This window comes from Pedobacter insulae, assembly GCF_900113525.1.
In the GTDB taxonomy this organism is placed as follows: Bacteria; Bacteroidota; Bacteroidia; order Sphingobacteriales; family Sphingobacteriaceae; genus Pedobacter; species Pedobacter insulae.
Genome location: NZ_FOPP01000007.1, coordinates 218782 through 234764 on the forward strand (window position 1 = coordinate 218782; position 15983 = coordinate 234764).

16 protein-coding genes are annotated in these 15983 nt (G+C 36.2%); 9 read left to right on the top strand and 7 right to left on the bottom strand.

What is annotated here, in order from left to right; genetic code table 11:
• The first annotated feature begins 19 nt into the window (after positions 1-19).
• Positions 20-178: a FeoB-associated Cys-rich membrane protein gene (locus BM207_RS19130; RefSeq protein WP_177217121.1), complete on the top strand. Its 159-nt coding sequence runs from the start codon at positions 20-22 to the stop codon at positions 176-178.
• A gap of 4 nt (positions 179-182) precedes the next feature.
• On the opposite strand, the gene BM207_RS13225 is transcribed toward BM207_RS19130, so the two are convergent.
• The 4 genes from BM207_RS13225 to BM207_RS13240 form a co-directional block, all read right to left on the bottom strand.
• A complete protein-coding gene (locus BM207_RS13225) occupies positions 183-545 on the bottom strand; it encodes a response regulator transcription factor (RefSeq protein ID WP_090994936.1) in 363 nt (120 codons plus the stop codon).
• Positions 546-609: 64 nt separating this feature from the next.
• Positions 610-1986 (bottom strand): MATE family efflux transporter, encoded by a 1377-nt coding sequence (locus BM207_RS13230; RefSeq protein ID WP_090994939.1) that lies wholly within the window; start codon positions 1984-1986, stop codon positions 610-612.
• Positions 1987-2012: 26 nt separating this feature from the next.
• On the bottom strand, positions 2013-2642 hold the full coding sequence (locus tag BM207_RS13235; RefSeq protein ID WP_090995063.1) for an AlbA family DNA-binding domain-containing protein: 630 nt from the start codon (positions 2640-2642) through the stop codon (positions 2013-2015).
• Between the two features lie 50 nt (positions 2643-2692).
• Positions 2693-3178: a DUF4442 domain-containing protein gene (locus tag BM207_RS13240; protein WP_090994943.1), complete on the bottom strand. Its 486-nt coding sequence runs from the start codon at positions 3176-3178 to the stop codon at positions 2693-2695.
• Between the two features lie 100 nt (positions 3179-3278).
• On the opposite strand from BM207_RS13240, the gene BM207_RS13245 reads away from it, so the two are divergent.
• Both BM207_RS13245 and BM207_RS13250 read left to right on the top strand, forming a co-directional pair.
• On the top strand, positions 3279-5618 hold the full coding sequence (locus tag BM207_RS13245; protein ID WP_317040307.1) for a TonB-dependent receptor: 2340 nt from the start codon (positions 3279-3281) through the stop codon (positions 5616-5618).
• A 3-nt stretch (positions 5619-5621) separates the two neighbouring features.
• Entirely contained in the window at positions 5622-6407 is a 786-nt protein-coding gene (locus tag BM207_RS13250) for a DUF4249 domain-containing protein (RefSeq protein ID WP_090994947.1), read from the top strand.
• Positions 6408-6415: 8 nt separating this feature from the next.
• On the opposite strand, the gene BM207_RS13255 is transcribed toward BM207_RS13250, so the two are convergent.
• Together BM207_RS13255 and BM207_RS13260 are read right to left on the bottom strand one after the other, a co-directional pair.
• Complete coding sequence (locus tag BM207_RS13255) at positions 6416-7099, bottom strand: response regulator transcription factor (protein WP_090994950.1); 684 nt, start codon at positions 7097-7099, stop codon at positions 6416-6418.
• A complete protein-coding gene (locus tag BM207_RS13260; RefSeq protein WP_177217122.1) occupies positions 7096-8562 on the bottom strand; it encodes a sensor histidine kinase in 1467 nt (488 codons plus the stop codon). The genes BM207_RS13255 and BM207_RS13260 overlap by 4 nt, the downstream gene beginning before the upstream one ends.
• Positions 8563-8684: 122 nt before the next feature.
• Here BM207_RS13260 and BM207_RS13265 point away from each other — a divergent pair, with 122 nt between their 5' ends.
• The 5 genes from BM207_RS13265 (at position 8685) to BM207_RS13285 (ending at position 13263) form a co-directional block, all read left to right on the top strand.
• Positions 8685-9311: a hypothetical protein gene (locus BM207_RS13265; RefSeq protein ID WP_090994956.1), complete on the top strand. Its 627-nt coding sequence runs from the start codon at positions 8685-8687 to the stop codon at positions 9309-9311.
• Between the two features lie 73 nt (positions 9312-9384).
• Complete coding sequence (locus BM207_RS13270) at positions 9385-10605, top strand: MFS transporter (protein ID WP_090994959.1); 1221 nt, start codon at positions 9385-9387, stop codon at positions 10603-10605.
• A 96-nt stretch (positions 10606-10701) separates the two neighbouring features.
• Positions 10702-11595: an oxygen-dependent coproporphyrinogen oxidase gene (gene hemF / locus BM207_RS13275; RefSeq protein WP_090995069.1), complete on the top strand. Its 894-nt coding sequence runs from the start codon at positions 10702-10704 to the stop codon at positions 11593-11595.
• Entirely contained in the window at positions 11586-12335 is a 750-nt protein-coding gene (locus BM207_RS13280; RefSeq protein WP_090994962.1) for a 5'-nucleotidase C-terminal domain-containing protein, read from the top strand. Before hemF ends, BM207_RS13280 begins: the two co-directional genes overlap by 10 nt.
• The gene (locus BM207_RS13285) at positions 12313-13263 is read left to right on the top strand and encodes a bifunctional metallophosphatase/5'-nucleotidase (protein WP_090994965.1); all 951 of its coding nucleotides are present in this window, start codon (positions 12313-12315) and stop codon (positions 13261-13263) included. The genes BM207_RS13280 and BM207_RS13285 overlap by 23 nt, the downstream gene beginning before the upstream one ends.
• Here the strand turns inward: BM207_RS13285 and BM207_RS13290 are convergent.
• Positions 13260-14522 (bottom strand): ROK family transcriptional regulator, encoded by a 1263-nt coding sequence (locus BM207_RS13290; protein ID WP_090994968.1) that lies wholly within the window; start codon positions 14520-14522, stop codon positions 13260-13262. The genes BM207_RS13285 and BM207_RS13290 overlap by 4 nt on opposite strands.
• A gap of 172 nt (positions 14523-14694) precedes the next feature.
• Here BM207_RS13290 and BM207_RS13295 point away from each other — a divergent pair, with 172 nt between their 5' ends.
• On the top strand, positions 14695-15978 hold the full coding sequence (locus BM207_RS13295; RefSeq protein WP_090994973.1) for a Gfo/Idh/MocA family oxidoreductase: 1284 nt from the start codon (positions 14695-14697) through the stop codon (positions 15976-15978).
• Positions 15979-15983 lie beyond the last annotated feature (5 nt).

Consider the following 15983-nt stretch of genomic DNA (forward strand, 5'->3'; position numbering starts at 1 on the left):
TTAAATAATCCCATTTAACATGAAGTTTAACAGTATCGTTATTGCACTTTTGGTTGTTGCGATTTTAGCCTTTGTTTATTTCATTATCAGAAGAAATAGGAAAGACCAAAAGAGTTTAGAAAAAGAATTAAACCAAAGAGAAATGAAGCCTGAAAAACACGAAGATGAACATGTTTAGTTTGCTAAGCTGCTTTTAGCTGTTCATTAAGCACTGCTAACAACTCATCAATATCGAAAGGCTTTTCAACCACTTCATCAGCGCAAACTTCTTTTACTTTTCCTATTTGACTGTGTGTTGACAGTACAATCACGGGAATGTGCTTGGTATTTTCTGCCTCCTTAATCTGTCTGCAAAGTGCTGTACCTTCCATAGTAGGTTTAATGATATCGAGCAAAATTGCGTCGGGATTTATTTCTACAATATGCTCAAATATTCCTTGTTCATTGGTATACAAGGTAGGTTCATAGCCTGCATCCATCAGCACTATTGAAATTAATTCAAGAATTTCTTTATTATTTTCTATAACAAGTATTCGTTTTTTCATTGGAAAAATATGTTGACTAAATATAAGAAATTTTTGGATTTAAAAAACTGGTTAGGATTTTATTCTAGGTACCGGATTGTGAGTTTTTTGTAATTAAGAGCCTTGTTCGTTGTTGAAACCTAAAAAATAATAACACCGAGGCGGTTAATAGGCCGATTGTAAGACCATACCAGATGCCGTTTACTCCAAGTTTTAGGTAAATGCCCAAAAAATAGCCTAGTGGAATTCCAATAATCCAATAGGATAGGAAAGTGATGTAAGTGGGAACATTCACATCGCCTATTCCACGTAAAACACCTAAGCCAACAACCTGGGTGCCATCAAACAGCTGAAAGAATCCTGCAATGATTAGCAACTGTGCAGCAATCCCCACAACGTGATTGTCTTTTGTATAGAAATAGGGTAGCAAGCTACTTCCGAACATAAACAAAAGTGCGGTGCACGTCATAAATATGATAACGACATGGTAACTAGCAATGGCAGATCGTCTTAAATCGGTAAAACTTTTTTCTCCCAAGTAATTTCCTGTCTTTATTGTCGCTGAAGAAGCGATGCCACTTGCAATCATGTAGGTTAATGCTGCCAAGCTAATTGCAATTTGATGAGCTGCTTGTTCGGCAGTTCCGATAGTACCGATAATTACCGCAGCGCCACTAAATGCCGAAATTTCGAAAATGTATTGCATGGCAACGGGAGCACCAATTTTAATGATTTGCGAGCTCCTAACCTTATCCATAAAAGAGATTTTAAACTTTAATAGATAACTTTTAAAATGGACGGAGCGAAGGACGTAAAAACCCATCACCAGCGCCATTAACAGCCTATCTATTAAAGTACTCCATCCAACTCCCTTTACACCCATTGGTTCCATACCAAACATACCCTTAACAAATATTACCCCTAAAACAATGTTGATCACATTGCCCACGATGGAGATTCTCATAGCCTGCATGGTAAAACCTAAACCTTCTGCGAACTGTTTAAAAGTTTGAAAGATCATTAACGGCACAATTGATAAAGCTAGCAGGCCTAGATAAGGTTTTGCATGTTTTACAACCTCTGCCGACTGACCTAAATGATCAATTACAGACAAGGTACCCCAATGAATGACAGCATATAAGAAAACTCCCGTTATCATATTAATGATTAAGCTATTCGATAAAAGTTTGCCACATTCATCTTTATCTTTTCTCCCGCTTGCTTGAGCAATTAAAGGAGTTAATCCATAAGAAATCCCTAAACCGATTACAAGTACCAACATAAATAGACTGTTCACCAATGATACTGCTGCTAACTGGGTTGTACCTGCAAACTGTCCAACTATTACACTATCGGCAATATGTGTGGCCATATGGCCTATTTGTGATACCACAATAGGTCCAGCAAGAATAAGGTTTTCCCTGTAATATGTTTTGTATTTGCCGAAGATAGATTGTGACATAAAATTTTTAGCAAAGATAGTTTCTTTTAAGAAGCGGCCGCTGTAAAATATTCTTCTTTTTCTGAAAGATGGGGAAAAATCACTCCAGCTAGTATAAGGGTAACCATTACCCTTTGTGCTTTTTTATGGGAAGAATTGATGAGTTTAGCATATTCTTTAAAAGTAATCCTTCCATGCTCTGCTAAATAACTTAACAGTTTTTGCTCATAAGTTGAATAGGAAATAAATTGACCAGTTTCTTTTGCACTTTCTTTTAAAACGTCGACAATAATTTTACTTGCCAATATGCTTTTATCCTTAACTCTAAAATATACCCACCACTTTTTATTTTCATCCAAAGCATAATGGGGTTTTAGGTCGCTCTTAGGAATATCGACAACTAACACCAGCTTTTCATCAAAATAGACCTCTTCAAATGAATGTTCGATTGCAGGCTTACAAAATTGATGGGCTGCTTTGGTGATCATGTATTTCTCTTCTTCCTCAGACTTTACGCCGCTTATGGTACCATCGTCGGCCACACCAATTAGTAATTTGCCACCTCGATTATTTGCAAATGCAACTAAAGTTTTGGCGATTTTTTCGGCACTGCTAATGGTTTTCTTGAAATCTAAACTTACGTTTTCGCCTTCTAAAATTAGTCTTTTGATGTTCATGTGTAAATTTTTGGTTTTAAGACTTGCGAAGTTCATACATTCCGTATAGGCTAAATGGCCACTCTCTGTTTTTCATCAGGAAATTTTAAACGTAAGTAAATTTCATTTTGTACGGTGGCGCATAGTTCGCCTTGTTTGTTATAAAGTTCCATTGGGTAGGCCTTGATAAATTTCCCACTTTCATTTAATGAATTCTCTGCTTCAGCAATCATGTCATCCGTAATTTTCAAGGTAAAGTAAAGTGTTGTTAAACCCGGCTTTAGATATTGAATACTTGCACTTTTTAGCCAAACTCTTACTTTGAAACCCCTTCTCTGCATTAACTGATCAAACAAAATGGCATAAAATGGATCGGTGGCGGCATAAATCGAGCCTCCGAAAATGGAACCATTATAGTTTCTGTTTAAAAAGCTATTAGTGATTTTTACATCAACCCCTAAAAAACCATGATGGAATTTTTTAACCCAAATACGTTGAAATAATAGTGGCGGGTATAAGCATAGTGCCCATTTAAGGGTTCTTTCGGAAATAATCATGATAGTTAAATATCAGCAATAGAATTGAGGTTTAAAAATTTTACGTACGTTTTCACTTTCGATAACTTACTTTTGCAAAAGTTATTTAAATCCTATTATTTTGATAAAAATCATTTCGTTTAAGAATTTAACTTTCCTGATATTCTTTTATTTTGCCCTCTGTCCTTTTGTAAATGCCCAGAAAAATTTTAGCATCAGTGGAGTTGTAAAAAATAAAATGACTGGGGAAACTTTAATAGGGGCCAGTATCAGAATAGTTGAGCTTCCGAAGCTTGGAACTGCTACAAATTCTTATGGATTTTATTCAATAAGTCTAGCAGAAGGTATTTACAATATGGAGGTTTCTTACATAGGCTATACTACATTTACGAAGCAAATTGTGGTGATATCTGATGAGAAGATAGCTATCGACCTAACTGAATCAAATAATTTAAGCGAGGTGGTGATCACAAGCATTAGAAGGAATGAAAATGTTATCAAGCCCCAAATGGGTATTGAAAAGCTTAATATTAAAGATATCCAGCATATACCCGTCCTTTTTGGAGAAAAAGATATTTTAAAGACTTTACAGCTTTTACCCGGAATTAAATCTGCTGGTGAAGGAAATAGCGGTTTTTATGTGAGAGGCGGTGCAACCGATCAGAATTTGATTTTATTGGATGAGGCACCGGTTTATAACGCCTCGCACTTACTAGGTTTTTTCTCAACTTTTAATTCCGATGCCATCAAAGACGTGACGGTTTACAAGGGGGGAATGCCAGCTCAATACGGTGGAAGATTGTCCTCGGTGTTGGATATTAGGATGAATGATGGAAATAAAAAAGAAGCGACTTTTGAAGGTGGAATTGGCTTAATTTCTTCGAGATTAAAGGTGGAAGCCCCTTTTATAAAAGACAAAAGTTCATTTATGATAAGTGGACGAAGAACATACGCAGATTCATTTCTTGCTTTTGCACCCGACACTTCGGTAAGAGGAAGCATTTTATATTTTTATGATTTAAATGCAAAAGCAAATTATCAAATTGATGAAAAGAATGTAATTTACTTATCTGGTTACTTTGGCAGAGATAGGCTTGGCTTACGCGATACTTTTGGGTTTAATTGGGGAAATGCTACTGGAACATTAAGGTGGAATCATTTTTATAGTAATCGCTTATTTTCGAACACCTCATTGATTATGAGTAAATATGATTATACGATTGAAAACTTGCAAAATGGGAATGAATTCGCAGTTAACTCAAGCATAAAAGATTTTAATCTTAAGCATGACTTTTCACTTGCATTAAATGATAAACACGATCTGAAATTTGGGTTTGATGCGATTCATCATACCATTGCCCCAGGTCAGCTTACTTCTCCAAGTACATCCAGTATCAATGCGATCAAAATCGAGAATAGGAGTGGCCTTGAATTAGCCGCATATATTTCTGACGAAGCTAAGGTTGGTGATAAGCTGAAATTGATATATGGACTAAGACTATCGTCGTTTTCAGTACTCGGAGGAGGAAATTTTAAAACCTTCAACAATGATGGTATACAAACAAGTTCTACTTATTATGCCAAGAGTGATATTGTAAAGACCTATTTAAATTTGGAACCTAGGTTTGCTGCGAGTTTTCAGCTTGATGACTCAAAGTCTGTCAAAGCCTCTTATACCCGTAATGTGCAGAATTTACATTTAATGTCTAATTCTATCGCTACCTCGCCAACTGATTTATATATTATGAACAGTCTGAATACCAAACCCGAAATTGCCAATCAGATTTCATTTGGTTACTTCAATAATTTTAAGGAAAACAATTATGAGTTTTCAGCGGAAGTTTATTATAAATCTATGTCAAATCAGATAGAATATAGAAATGGAACCGACTTAAGAGCAAATCAAAATGTGGAGGCAGATTTAATTTATGGCGAGGGAAGAGCCTATGGATTGGAGTTATTCTTTAAAAAGAAATACGGTCGGTTTAATGGTTGGATCGGCTATACACTTTCGAGAAGCGAAAGGACTTTTGATTTGATCAACGATGGAAACTGGTTCACTGCGAGGCAGGATAGGCCACATGACATTTCATTGGTAGGAATTTACAAAGCAGGTAAGCGATGGGTGCTTTCTTCAACCTTTGTGTATAGTTCGGGAAACGCAGTCACTTTTCCGATAGCAAAATATAATCTAGATGGACGAACTATATTCTATTATGGAGAAAGAAATGGCAATAGAACTGCTGATTTTCATCGCTTAGATTTATCTGCTACACTTGAGGGTAAGCCCGGCAGGAAATTTAAGTCGAGTTGGAATTTTAGCGTTTACAATGCTTATAACAGAAATAACCCCTTTTCCATTGAATTCAGAGACAATCCTGATAACCGAACGCAAACTCAGGCAGTACAAACTTCACTTTTTGGTATTATTCCCTCGGTTACCTGGAACTTCAAATTTTAACTTATGAACAAACTTTATATTTTATTTATTTCATTAGCTATCATGCTTTCGTCTTGCGATAAGGTTATTGACTTAAAATTGAAACAGATGGAGCCTAAAATAGTTATTGAATCCGTTATAACAGATTTGAATACAAGACATACCGTAATTATTTCTACTACTACTAATTTTGAATCTACAAACGGCAAAGTGCCAGTATCTAAAGCAACAGTGGTATTGAAGGCAGCTGGGGGTACGACAATCAACTTTACAGAGCAAACTCCCGGTAATTATGTCTCTTCACGTTATAGGGGTATTCCTGGTGAGAAATATACACTTACGGTTACTGTTAATGATAAATCTTATTCGGCAACCTCTGTGATGCCTTTGCCAGTACCTATTAAGTCGTTAGATCAAATTGAGATTAGTTTTTTGGGCAATGTTAGAAAAGTTGTGCAATTAAATTATAATGATCCAGCCGGGATAGTTAATTTCTATAACAATCGAGTTTTTATCAACAATTTGAAAAGGGCTAATTATTATTTAGAGTCCGATAGATTTAATGATGGTAATGAAGTTAAAAATACGATTTACATTGACGAACCTGATTTAGTTACGGGAGATGTGGTAAGAGTACAGATGCTCACGATTGATGAAAATGTTTATAAATTTTTGTTTTCCATAACACAAATATCTGGAAATGGTGGTCCGCCTACCACACCTGCCAATCCAAACTCCAATTTTAATAATGGTGCGTTGGGTTATTTTAGTGCTTCCACTACATCAGAGGCAACTATAACGATTAAATAGCGAATATATTAACAGATTAACTTGTAACCTAAGCCTCTAACGTTTAAAATAGCTACCTGTTTATCTAAGGTGAGGTGCTTACGTAAACGTGTGATGAAAACGTCCATTGTTCTGGTATTAAAAAAGCTATCATCACCCCAAAGAGATAGGAGTGCCATTCGCCGCTCTGTTAAATTATTTTTATGCTGATAAAGTAATAACAGCAGTTCACTTTCCCTATTTGAAAGTTTAATTACTTGATGTTCGTATTGGAGTTCTTGTTTATGGTGGCTAAAAGTATATTTACCGATGACGATGTCGATTAAACTTAGTTTATCTTGAGCTTGGTTTCTTTTTAATAATTCCTCCACTCTCAGGAACAATTCGTCTAAACTAAAAGGTTTTTTAAGGTAATCATTTCCACCACTTCTGTAACCTTCAATTAAATCAGCTGTCTCGGTTTTCGCCGTCAAAAATAGTATCGGAATTTTTTTATGGATTTGTCTGATCTGTTTTGCCAATGTAAAACCATCGATGCCTGGGAGCATCACATCTAGAATGAGTAGGTGGAAATCACCGCTTAGTACCAAATTATAAGCCTTTTTGCCATCTACAACATGTGTTAGCGCATAACCTTTCTGGATTAAACTATCCTCTACCACTTTAGCTAAAAATGGTTCATCTTCAACTAACAGAAGCTTAAAATTATTCATAGTTTCGGAAGATTGATGGAAAAAATGGTTCCCCTGGGTTGATTATCTGACACGCGAATACTCCCATGATGTTGTGAAATTATCTTTTTAACGTAACTTAAACCCAGACCATATCCCTTGATGTCATGAACATTTCCCGTTGGAATTCTATAGAATTGGTCGAATATCTTGTCTTTAAATTCATTGGCAATTCCAGGGCCATTATCGCTAATGGTTATTTTAAATCCTTTATTTGTTTCTTGAAGTTCAATGTCGATAGTTGGCGAATGAGCGGTATTATATTTAAATGCATTTTCTAAAACATTTGCTATTGAGCGTGAAAGATGGCTTTTGTTTCCTTTTAGGATAGCATTCACTAAATTTGATTGATAATTTAAAATCACTCTTTCTTCAAGCTTTAAGTCTTGTATTAAGGTAGCTAACAACTGTACTATATCAACTTCCTGGTCTCTTTTGAAAGCTAATGTTTCCAACTTAGCATTCTCAAGAATTTCTTCTGAAAGGCCATTTAATTTTTTAGTTTGATAAAGGATAATGTCGAGGTATTTTGCTTTTGTTTCTTCATCGAAATTAAATTGTTGTAAGGCTTCTGTTGTGACTTGAATTGAGGAGAGTGGTGTATTAATCTCATGTGTCATGTTACTGATAAATTGATTCTTAATGGCCACCAATTTATATTGGTTAAATAAAGTTTTAATCGTATAATAAAAGCAAAATAAAGTAATTCCAATGAGTAAGAAGGACGAAATAATCAACCATTTCATTTCTCTAAAATAATACTGATTAGGAGTTTCTAGTTTAGCCCAAACCATTTCTTTTTTATACGGACGCCTTAAAGCAGCATTGACTTTATGCGTAGTAAAACCCGCAACTTTTACATGCTCTTTTGTAATCAGTTTAAATGCTTGGGAAATATTCTTCTTTTGTAGTTCCTTCTCAAACAGTGCCTCCAAATTAATGATATTTAATCTGCTATTTTCAAAGACCTTTTCCAAGCGATGGCCAATTCCTTGTGTATAATAAAAAGTTGTTCCATCCCGTAGATCATCTTGTACGATCATTGCAAAGTGATTAATGATTACTTGTTTTGCTTTAGGAGTAATTTTACCTAACTTCTCTTTAAAATTGCTAATACTCACTGTTCGCTGATCAGCCTTTTCGTTGGGATAATATGGAACTGCGTCTTTTAAGGTAAAAGCTGTTTGATGTTCTCTGTTTGCCGTATCACATGTTATTTTCATGATTGTACTATCGGCAAGCCAGCCCTTGAAAATTAAGACGATTTGTTTTCTCCTTAATTTTATTTCCTCGTCAACTGCTTTATCCAGGGCTATGTCTGCATCTTTTCGAAAGTTCGCTACAACTACTTGATAGTTTTGATAATTCCAATAAAGTTGCAGCCCTGTTATGCCAAGCACACAAATACTCATTAAAATTAAAACGGATACGATCCTTTTTTGCATAGGTACAAACATAAGTTGCAAAAATGGATATAAGAACTGTGTTAACACTAATTAACTCAACATTAACTCGTTTTAACTTTAAGAGGCTGTTTTTGCTTTACTTTCGATGAAAAATATAGATTATGAAAAGATATACAATTTTATGTTTACTGATGTTATCAGTTACAGTTGGACGAACCTATGGGCAACAAAAGAACGATGGTTTAAAAATGATCTCTAAATTTGGTTCTGATACCCAAGAGCTATTCCATCTGTTGCGGTTTGAGGGTGTAGATTATTATAAAATTGATTTTACCGGTAAGGAGTTGAAAAATAAAACTTACAGGCTAAGTGTTAAAGAAATCTGGGACGGAAAAATCAAGTCTGACACCATTGTGTTTAATAGTAAGGACATGGCGAAGATGGGTATGGATAAAGTAAATGATACTACATTGGCACTAAGTGTTATTTCAAAGCTAACATCGAAAAACAAAATTAAGATCTCCTTTATGTTCCCCAGATTTTCGGTAACGAAAGAATATGATGCATTGGCAAATGATGATTATAGCCTTCGCAATTTAGCGGATGAGAGTAAACTGGAGATTGGATATGGTAAGAAATTCCATTTCATGGCCATGATCTTGCCTTTTGAGAGAGCTGATGGTTCAAAATCATGGTGTGACATTGGCAGTAGTGGAAATGATGTGGAGAACTGGGGTAAGAAATTTGGTATCAAACATTATTTGTTGTTCGAGATGCAGATTGAATAATCAGGTAGTTCCACAATTTTTAATTTTGTCAAGTGTTTGTTTATTTGTAGTTTAATCGCTTCAAATTAAATATATGGACGCCTCAAATAAAAAGAATGTTACCCTTATTATTATTGTTGCTGCATTAGGCTACTTTGTAGATATCTATGATCTAATTCTTTTCTCTGTGGTAAGGGTTAAAAGTTTAAGGGATTTGGGTGTGGCCGACGACGATATGCTAAGTATAGGTGCAGATATTATCAATAGCCAGATGTTCGGAATGTTAATTGGGGGCATCTTATGGGGTGTGTTGGGCGATAAAAGAGGAAGATTAAGCGTATTATTTGGCTCTATTATCGTTTATTCCTTAGCCAATATTGCTAATGGCTTTGTGAGTTCTGTAACTGCTTATACAATTATTCGTTTCATTGCGGGAATAGGTTTGGCTGGAGAATTAGGCGCTGGAATTACCTTGGTTACCGAAACCATGAGTAAGGAGAACAGAGGATATGGTACGATGATTGTCGCTGGGGTTGGTTTGTTTGGCGCAGTGGCAGCAGCGCTGGTCAGCGATCACTATACTTGGCAAACCAGCTACTTTATTGGTGGTGGAATGGGATTGTTGCTCTTGTTCTTGAGAGTTGGCTTAGCTGAATCGGGTCTTTTTAAAGAAGTAAAAGAAAGTACCATTAAACGGGGTAATATCCTCATGCTTATTAATAATGGCGCTAGATTTAAGAAATACTTGGCTTGTATTTTTGTGGGTTTACCATTGTGGTTTGTAGTAGGAGTACTCATTACTTTTTCACCTGAATTTGGCAAAGCATTAAATGCTACTGGTATTATAAATGTGGGCAAAGGGGTGATGTATTGTTACATTGGTATTGCCGTAGGAGATATTGTAGCTGGGTTTTTATGTCAGCTTTTACGTTCGCGAAAAAAAGTTATGTTTATTTTCTTAGTGTTAACGGCCATTGCCATCGCTATTTATTTATCCGCAAAAGGACTAAGTCCCGAAACATTTATTTGGTTAAGCTTATTCCTAGGTTTTGCTTCCGGTTACTGGGCAACATTTGTAACGATTGCGTCTGAGCAATTTGGCACTAATTTGCGGGCCACTGTAACAACCACAGTACCGAATTTTGTGCGAGGCTCAGTGGTTGCGATAACGATATCTTTCCAATTTTTAAAGGCTGAGGTTGGTATTTTGCAAAGCGCCATGATCGTTGGGACGGTTTGTTTACTCATTGCTTTCTTTGCTTTAAGCCAGCTTAAGGAAACGTTTAATAAAGATTTGGATTATGTGGAAGTATAAGGTGTTTTATGTCAAAAAAATGTACTTTCTCTTTGATTATTGCAGATAGCTTTTGTATTAGCTTTAACTTTACACTGTAAAAAAGGTTTAAAGAAAATGTTTAGAGATAAAGTAGCGGCAATCTATCAAAAACTCCAAGATGATATTTGTAATGGTTTGGCACAGGCTGATGGAAAAGCTAGGTTTGAAGAAGAGCTATGGAACCGTGAAGGTGGCGGTGGCGGTAGAACTCGGGTAATGCAGCATGGCAAGGTGATAGAAAAAGGTGGGGTGAACTTTTCGGCAGTGCATGGCAAACTGCCAGAAGCTGTTAAAAAGGCTTTCAAAGTAGCGAGCGACGATTTTTTTGCAACGGGTGTTTCTATAGTCATGCATCCCGAAAACCCCTTTGTTCCCATTATTCATATGAATGTAAGATATTTTGAAATGGATGAGCAAACCCGATGGTTTGGTGGCGGCATTGATTTAACTCCTCACTACATAATTCCGACTGATGCCAGATTCTTCCATCATCGTTTGAAACAAACGTGTGATGAGTTTGATTCTTCTTTTTATCCAAAATTTAAAGCAATTGCTGATGACTATTTTTTTATCAAGCATAGACATGAAACCCGGGGAGTAGGTGGTATATTCTACGACCGCTTAAGACCTGAAAATACTAATCTTGATTTTGACCGAATTTTAGATTTTTCAGTTGCGGTAGGAAATACCTTTCTGCCCATATATACAGAACTGATTGAACGAAATTACGAAACGTCGTTTACAGAGCAACAAAAGGAATGGCAATATCTTCGTAGAAGTCGCTACGCAGAGTTTAACCTTGTTTACGATGCGGGCACTAAATTTGGATTAGAAACCAATGGGAGAATAGAAAGTATCTTAATGAGTTTGCCACCAACCGCAAAATGGAATTATAACCCCGCAATTGAAGCAGGTAGTGAGGAAGAAAAAACTCAAGAGTTACTTAAAAAGGGAATTGCATGGGTATGATAAGACTTTGGATTTTTATACTTACTGCAACTTTCTTGAGTTCATGCAGTACACAGTATGCTATTACCAAGTCGAACCGTGAAGAATATAGCATCAATGACAAAATTGAGGTTGATAGCGCTATTGTTAGAACCTATTTGCCTTATAAACAAAAGCTTGATCAAGAAATGACCAAAGTAATTGGGCATACCTCGGTTTTGTTGACAAAAACATCAGAGTTTCCGGAGTCTGTGTTGGGTAATTTCTTTGCTGATGCGGTATTCAATCAAGCTAAAAAGTTAGAACCAACTATCGATTTTGTGTTTCCAACTACAAAAGGTGGATTACGTAACGATATTTCAAAGGGACCAATAACTGTTTCAGGTGTATTTGAATTAATGCCTTTTGAAAATCAGCTTGTACTATTTAAGCTTAAAGGAAGCGATGTACTTATTATCCTGAATTATATCGCGCTGACTAACGGGCAACCTGTAGCGGGCCTAAGGATGAATATCAAGGACAAAACCCCTGAAAATATTTATATCAATGGTAAGCCTTTTGATGTTAACCAAACTTATATGGTACTTACATCAGATTATATAGGTAATGGCGGTGATGACGCTAAAGGTTTTGCTAATCCTATTTCCAGAAAAAATATTGGTTTACTAGTAAGGGACGCTCTTTTAAAAGAAGTTGCTGAGTTAGAATTTGCTGGTAAAAAGATTGAAGCTAAAACAGATGGAAGAATTACAAAAAACTAACCGACGTAATTTTATCAAGGCAGGTGGCATATTAAGTGCTGCATTTGCACTGAACATCAATTCTTTTGATGCATTTGCCACTGGGCGTTTGCAAAAAATAACTATTCTTCATACAAACGATGTACATAGTAGAATTGAACCTTTTCCTATGGATGGCTCGAGAAATCAAGGATTAGGTGGCACGGCAAGACGATCTGCGCTGATTAAAAAAATACGGGCTGAACAAGAAAATGTATTGTTGCTAGACGCTGGGGATATATTTCAAGGTACGCCTTATTTTAATAAATATGGTGGAGAATTGGAATTGAAGTTAATGAGTGCCATGGGTTATGATGCAACCACTTTAGGAAACCATGATTTCGACAATGGAATAGAAGGGTTTTACAAGCAACTGCCACACGCAAATTTTGAGGTGCTAATTGCTAATTATGATTTAAAAAATACAGCTCTTTATCAGTCGACGAAACCTTTTAAAATATTCAAGAAAGCGGGACTGAAAATAGGTGTTTTCGGAATTGGTATTCAATTAAAGGGTTTGGTTGATCCAAAAAACTATGGTGAAACGCAATATTTAGATCCAATAGCAATTGCCAATGCAACTGCCTCGCTCCTTAAAAATGATCATCAGTGCGACTTAGTGATATGTCTTTCTCATTTGGGGTATAAATATAGAGACGCTATCGTTTCTGATCAAGTATTGGCAGCGAGCACTAAAAATATAGATTTAATAATTGGTGGACATACCCATTCATTCTTAACTGTTCCGGAAGATGTTAAAAATCTAGGTGGACAAATAACTACGATCAATCAAGTGGGTTTTGCCGGGATTAATTTGGGTAGGGTAGATTACTATTTTGAACCAGGTAAGAAGAAAAAATTAAAGCTTAGTACTCCCTATGAAATTAATAATTGGCTGGACAAAAGTTAATCTATAGTTGCTTTTGTAAGCTTAGTCATTTTTATGTAGGCGTCCAAAATTTCATTAATACCTTGCATTGCATAGCCCAGTAGCCTTGACGTTTCACCAAGCTCAGAGGTAACAATAATGGTTTTTTCCCTAATTTGGGTCATACAATACGTATTGATGGCTTGTTGCATAGGCAATGTTATATATTGTTTGGCTGCAGCTATTTGGCCACTTAAAATAATTAGCTCTGGATTAAATAATTGGATTAGTATGGATATTCCTTTACCCATGTGTGCACCAACGTTAGATAGAAGCTGGATCGCATATTGATCTCCCTTATTTGCTGCTTTAATTATGATGTCTGGTTCAATTCTTTCCAGCTCCTCTGGGCTAAGTTGGTTTAGCATAGAATTCTTGCCAGATAAAATATCGGACTTAGCCATTTTCGATAAAGCATTTCCGGAAGCAATTGTTTCCAAACATCCGTGTTTACCGCAATAACACAGTTCGCCATTCTCTACAACGGGTATATGGCCTAACTCGCCAGAAAAACCACAAGCACCTTTGCGTAACATTCCATCCATTATAATTCCTAAGCCCACTCCCCAATCCATCAATAAGATCAGCACATTCTTTTTCCCCTTTGCCAGTCCGTGACTAAGTTCAGCCATAGATGAGCCGTTTACATCATTTTGAATAACAACCGGCAATTGTAGTACATTTTCAAAAGCGGTTGCTAATGGAATATTTTGATCAGAATCTAACAGGTAGCTATAATTTTCTCCCTTGTCTGTATCTATCAAACCAGGAATTCCAACACTGCATCCAATTAATTTGCTCCTGTCAACTCTTTCAGAATCCATCATTTTCTGTATTTCTTTATTTAAAATATTCAAAAAGTCGGACCTATTCATGGTAATGGGCAGGTTAATTATTTTAGTGTCAACTACCACGTTATGGTTGTTTTCAATAATGGTTATTTTAGTATGAAATAGTTGTATATCTATACAGAAAATTAAGATTTTTCCGTCCACTAAGCCATAAAGATCAGGCCTTCTTCCGCCAATAGACAATCCGAGGCCTTTTTTTTCTATCAAATTATCTCCTGCCAAACTATTAATTAACTTTAGCACACTTGGAGGGCTCATTCCCAGATCATCACAGAGTGTGGAGACAGTTTGGGGGCCTCGATTGAAAAGACACTTTAAAAGCCTATATTTATGTAGCAGGTGTTTTTCGTTGCGTTCTTTTAATAATCCATTTAATAAGGAAAGATTCATCAGCTTATCTATATATTTTAACTAATATCATCAAACTTAAATAAAAAAATAATTAAAGTATTTTTATTTATTTCATTTTTTATAGATCTTTTGCCTTTGTTGTAAATTATTTCTAATATTACTTTGACGTAAGAGTTATCGTATTAACGTTTTATAATCACCAAAACCATACATGAAAACCATAAAAGAACCGAAACAAGAAAACAGCAGAAGAGATTTTATTAAAAAATCTACCATTGCCTTAGCCTCATTTACCATTGTTCCTCGATATGTGCTTGGAGGGCAAGGTTATTTAGCTCCAAGCGACAAGCTCACCAAGGCGGTAATAGGCGTTGGTGGCATGGGCAGGGGTCATTTTCCATATGATGGAACCCAAGTTGTGGCGATTTGCGATGTAGATACCAGACATATTGCAAAATCATTGCCCTTGCTAGACAAGGGTGTCAAAACATTTGGTGATTATCGTGAACTTTTAAAGCTGCCAGAAGTAGATATTGTACATATTGCAACTCCGCCTCATTGGCACGGAATAATGGCAGTTGATGCGGCAAATGCCGGAAAGGACGTTTGGTGTGAAAAGCCGATGACCCATACTATTGGAGAGGGCAAAAGAGTAGTTGAAGCCATGAAACAAAATGGGAGCATGTTTAGACTTAATACTTGGTTTAGGTTTAAAGACACATTTTACGGTATGGGCACAACAGTTAAGCCTATTAAAAAATTAGTTGATAGTGGTCTTTTAGGTTGGCCGCTTAAGGTAACTGTAGGAAAGCATACAGGATACGATTGGAAATTTTTCTGGGTTGGGAATGAAAACCTTCCAATAGAACCAGTACCTGCAGAACTTGATTACGAATCGTGGCTAGGTCCAGCTCCTTTTAAACCTTACAGCACCCACAGGGTACACCAAACATTTAGGGGATATTGGGATTATGATGGTGGCGGCCTTAGCGATATGGGGCAACACTATATTGATCCGATCCAGTATTTTTTAGGAAAGGATAATACAAGTCCGGTTTCTGTGGAAATAGATGCGCCTCAACAGCATTATGATGCCGTTGGAACCTGGCGTAGAATTACCTATACTTATGCTGATGGATGTCAGATTATATTAGATGGTGCTGGGACTGATACAAATGTACCTTATATTGAAGGTCCAAAAGGGAAATTGTATCCGGGTTTTAAATCAGATATACCTGATCTAGACAGGAAGTTAGCCGCATTTCCAGAACCACCTAGTCAGCTTACGGATTTTGTTGAATGTGTTAAAACCAGACAAAAGTTTGCTTTGAACGAGGAGAATGGACATCGTTCCTGCAATCTTGTTAACATCGGATTAATAGCGCTTCGCTTAGGCCGATCACTTAAATTCGATCCCATTAAACAAGAGTTTATTGATGACGAGGGTGCTAATAAATTATTAAATCCTGTAATGAGAGCTCCATATTCAATTTAAAAATA

Excerpts from the sequence above, each read along its gene's own strand:
- BM207_RS19130 (WP_177217121.1), top strand. The coding sequence starts at position 20 with ATGAAGTTTAACAGTATCGTTATTGCACTTTTGGTTGTTGCGATTTTA.
- BM207_RS13225 (WP_090994936.1), bottom strand. The coding sequence starts at position 545 with ATGAAAAAACGAATACTTGTTATAGAAAATAATAAAGAAATTCTTGAA.
- BM207_RS13230 (WP_090994939.1), bottom strand. The coding sequence starts at position 1,986 with ATGTCACAATCTATCTTCGGCAAATACAAAACATATTACAGGGAAAAC.
- BM207_RS13235 (WP_090995063.1), bottom strand. The coding sequence starts at position 2,642 with ATGAACATCAAAAGACTAATTTTAGAAGGCGAAAACGTAAGTTTAGAT.
- BM207_RS13240 (WP_090994943.1), bottom strand. The coding sequence starts at position 3,178 with ATGATTATTTCCGAAAGAACCCTTAAATGGGCACTATGCTTATACCCG.
- BM207_RS13250 (WP_090994947.1), top strand. The coding sequence starts at position 5,622 with ATGAACAAACTTTATATTTTATTTATTTCATTAGCTATCATGCTTTCG.
- BM207_RS13255 (WP_090994950.1), bottom strand. The coding sequence starts at position 7,099 with ATGAATAATTTTAAGCTTCTGTTAGTTGAAGATGAACCATTTTTAGCT.
- BM207_RS13260 (WP_177217122.1), bottom strand. The coding sequence starts at position 8,562 with ATGCAAAAAAGGATCGTATCCGTTTTAATTTTAATGAGTATTTGTGTG.
- BM207_RS13265 (WP_090994956.1), top strand. The coding sequence starts at position 8,685 with ATGAAAAGATATACAATTTTATGTTTACTGATGTTATCAGTTACAGTT.
- BM207_RS13270 (WP_090994959.1), top strand. The coding sequence starts at position 9,385 with ATGGACGCCTCAAATAAAAAGAATGTTACCCTTATTATTATTGTTGCT.
- hemF (WP_090995069.1), top strand. The coding sequence starts at position 10,702 with ATGTTTAGAGATAAAGTAGCGGCAATCTATCAAAAACTCCAAGATGAT.
- BM207_RS13280 (WP_090994962.1), top strand. The coding sequence starts at position 11,586 with ATGGGTATGATAAGACTTTGGATTTTTATACTTACTGCAACTTTCTTG.
- BM207_RS13285 (WP_090994965.1), top strand. The coding sequence starts at position 12,313 with ATGGAAGAATTACAAAAAACTAACCGACGTAATTTTATCAAGGCAGGT.
- BM207_RS13290 (WP_090994968.1), bottom strand. The coding sequence starts at position 14,522 with ATGAATCTTTCCTTATTAAATGGATTATTAAAAGAACGCAACGAAAAA.
- BM207_RS13295 (WP_090994973.1), top strand. The coding sequence starts at position 14,695 with ATGAAAACCATAAAAGAACCGAAACAAGAAAACAGCAGAAGAGATTTT.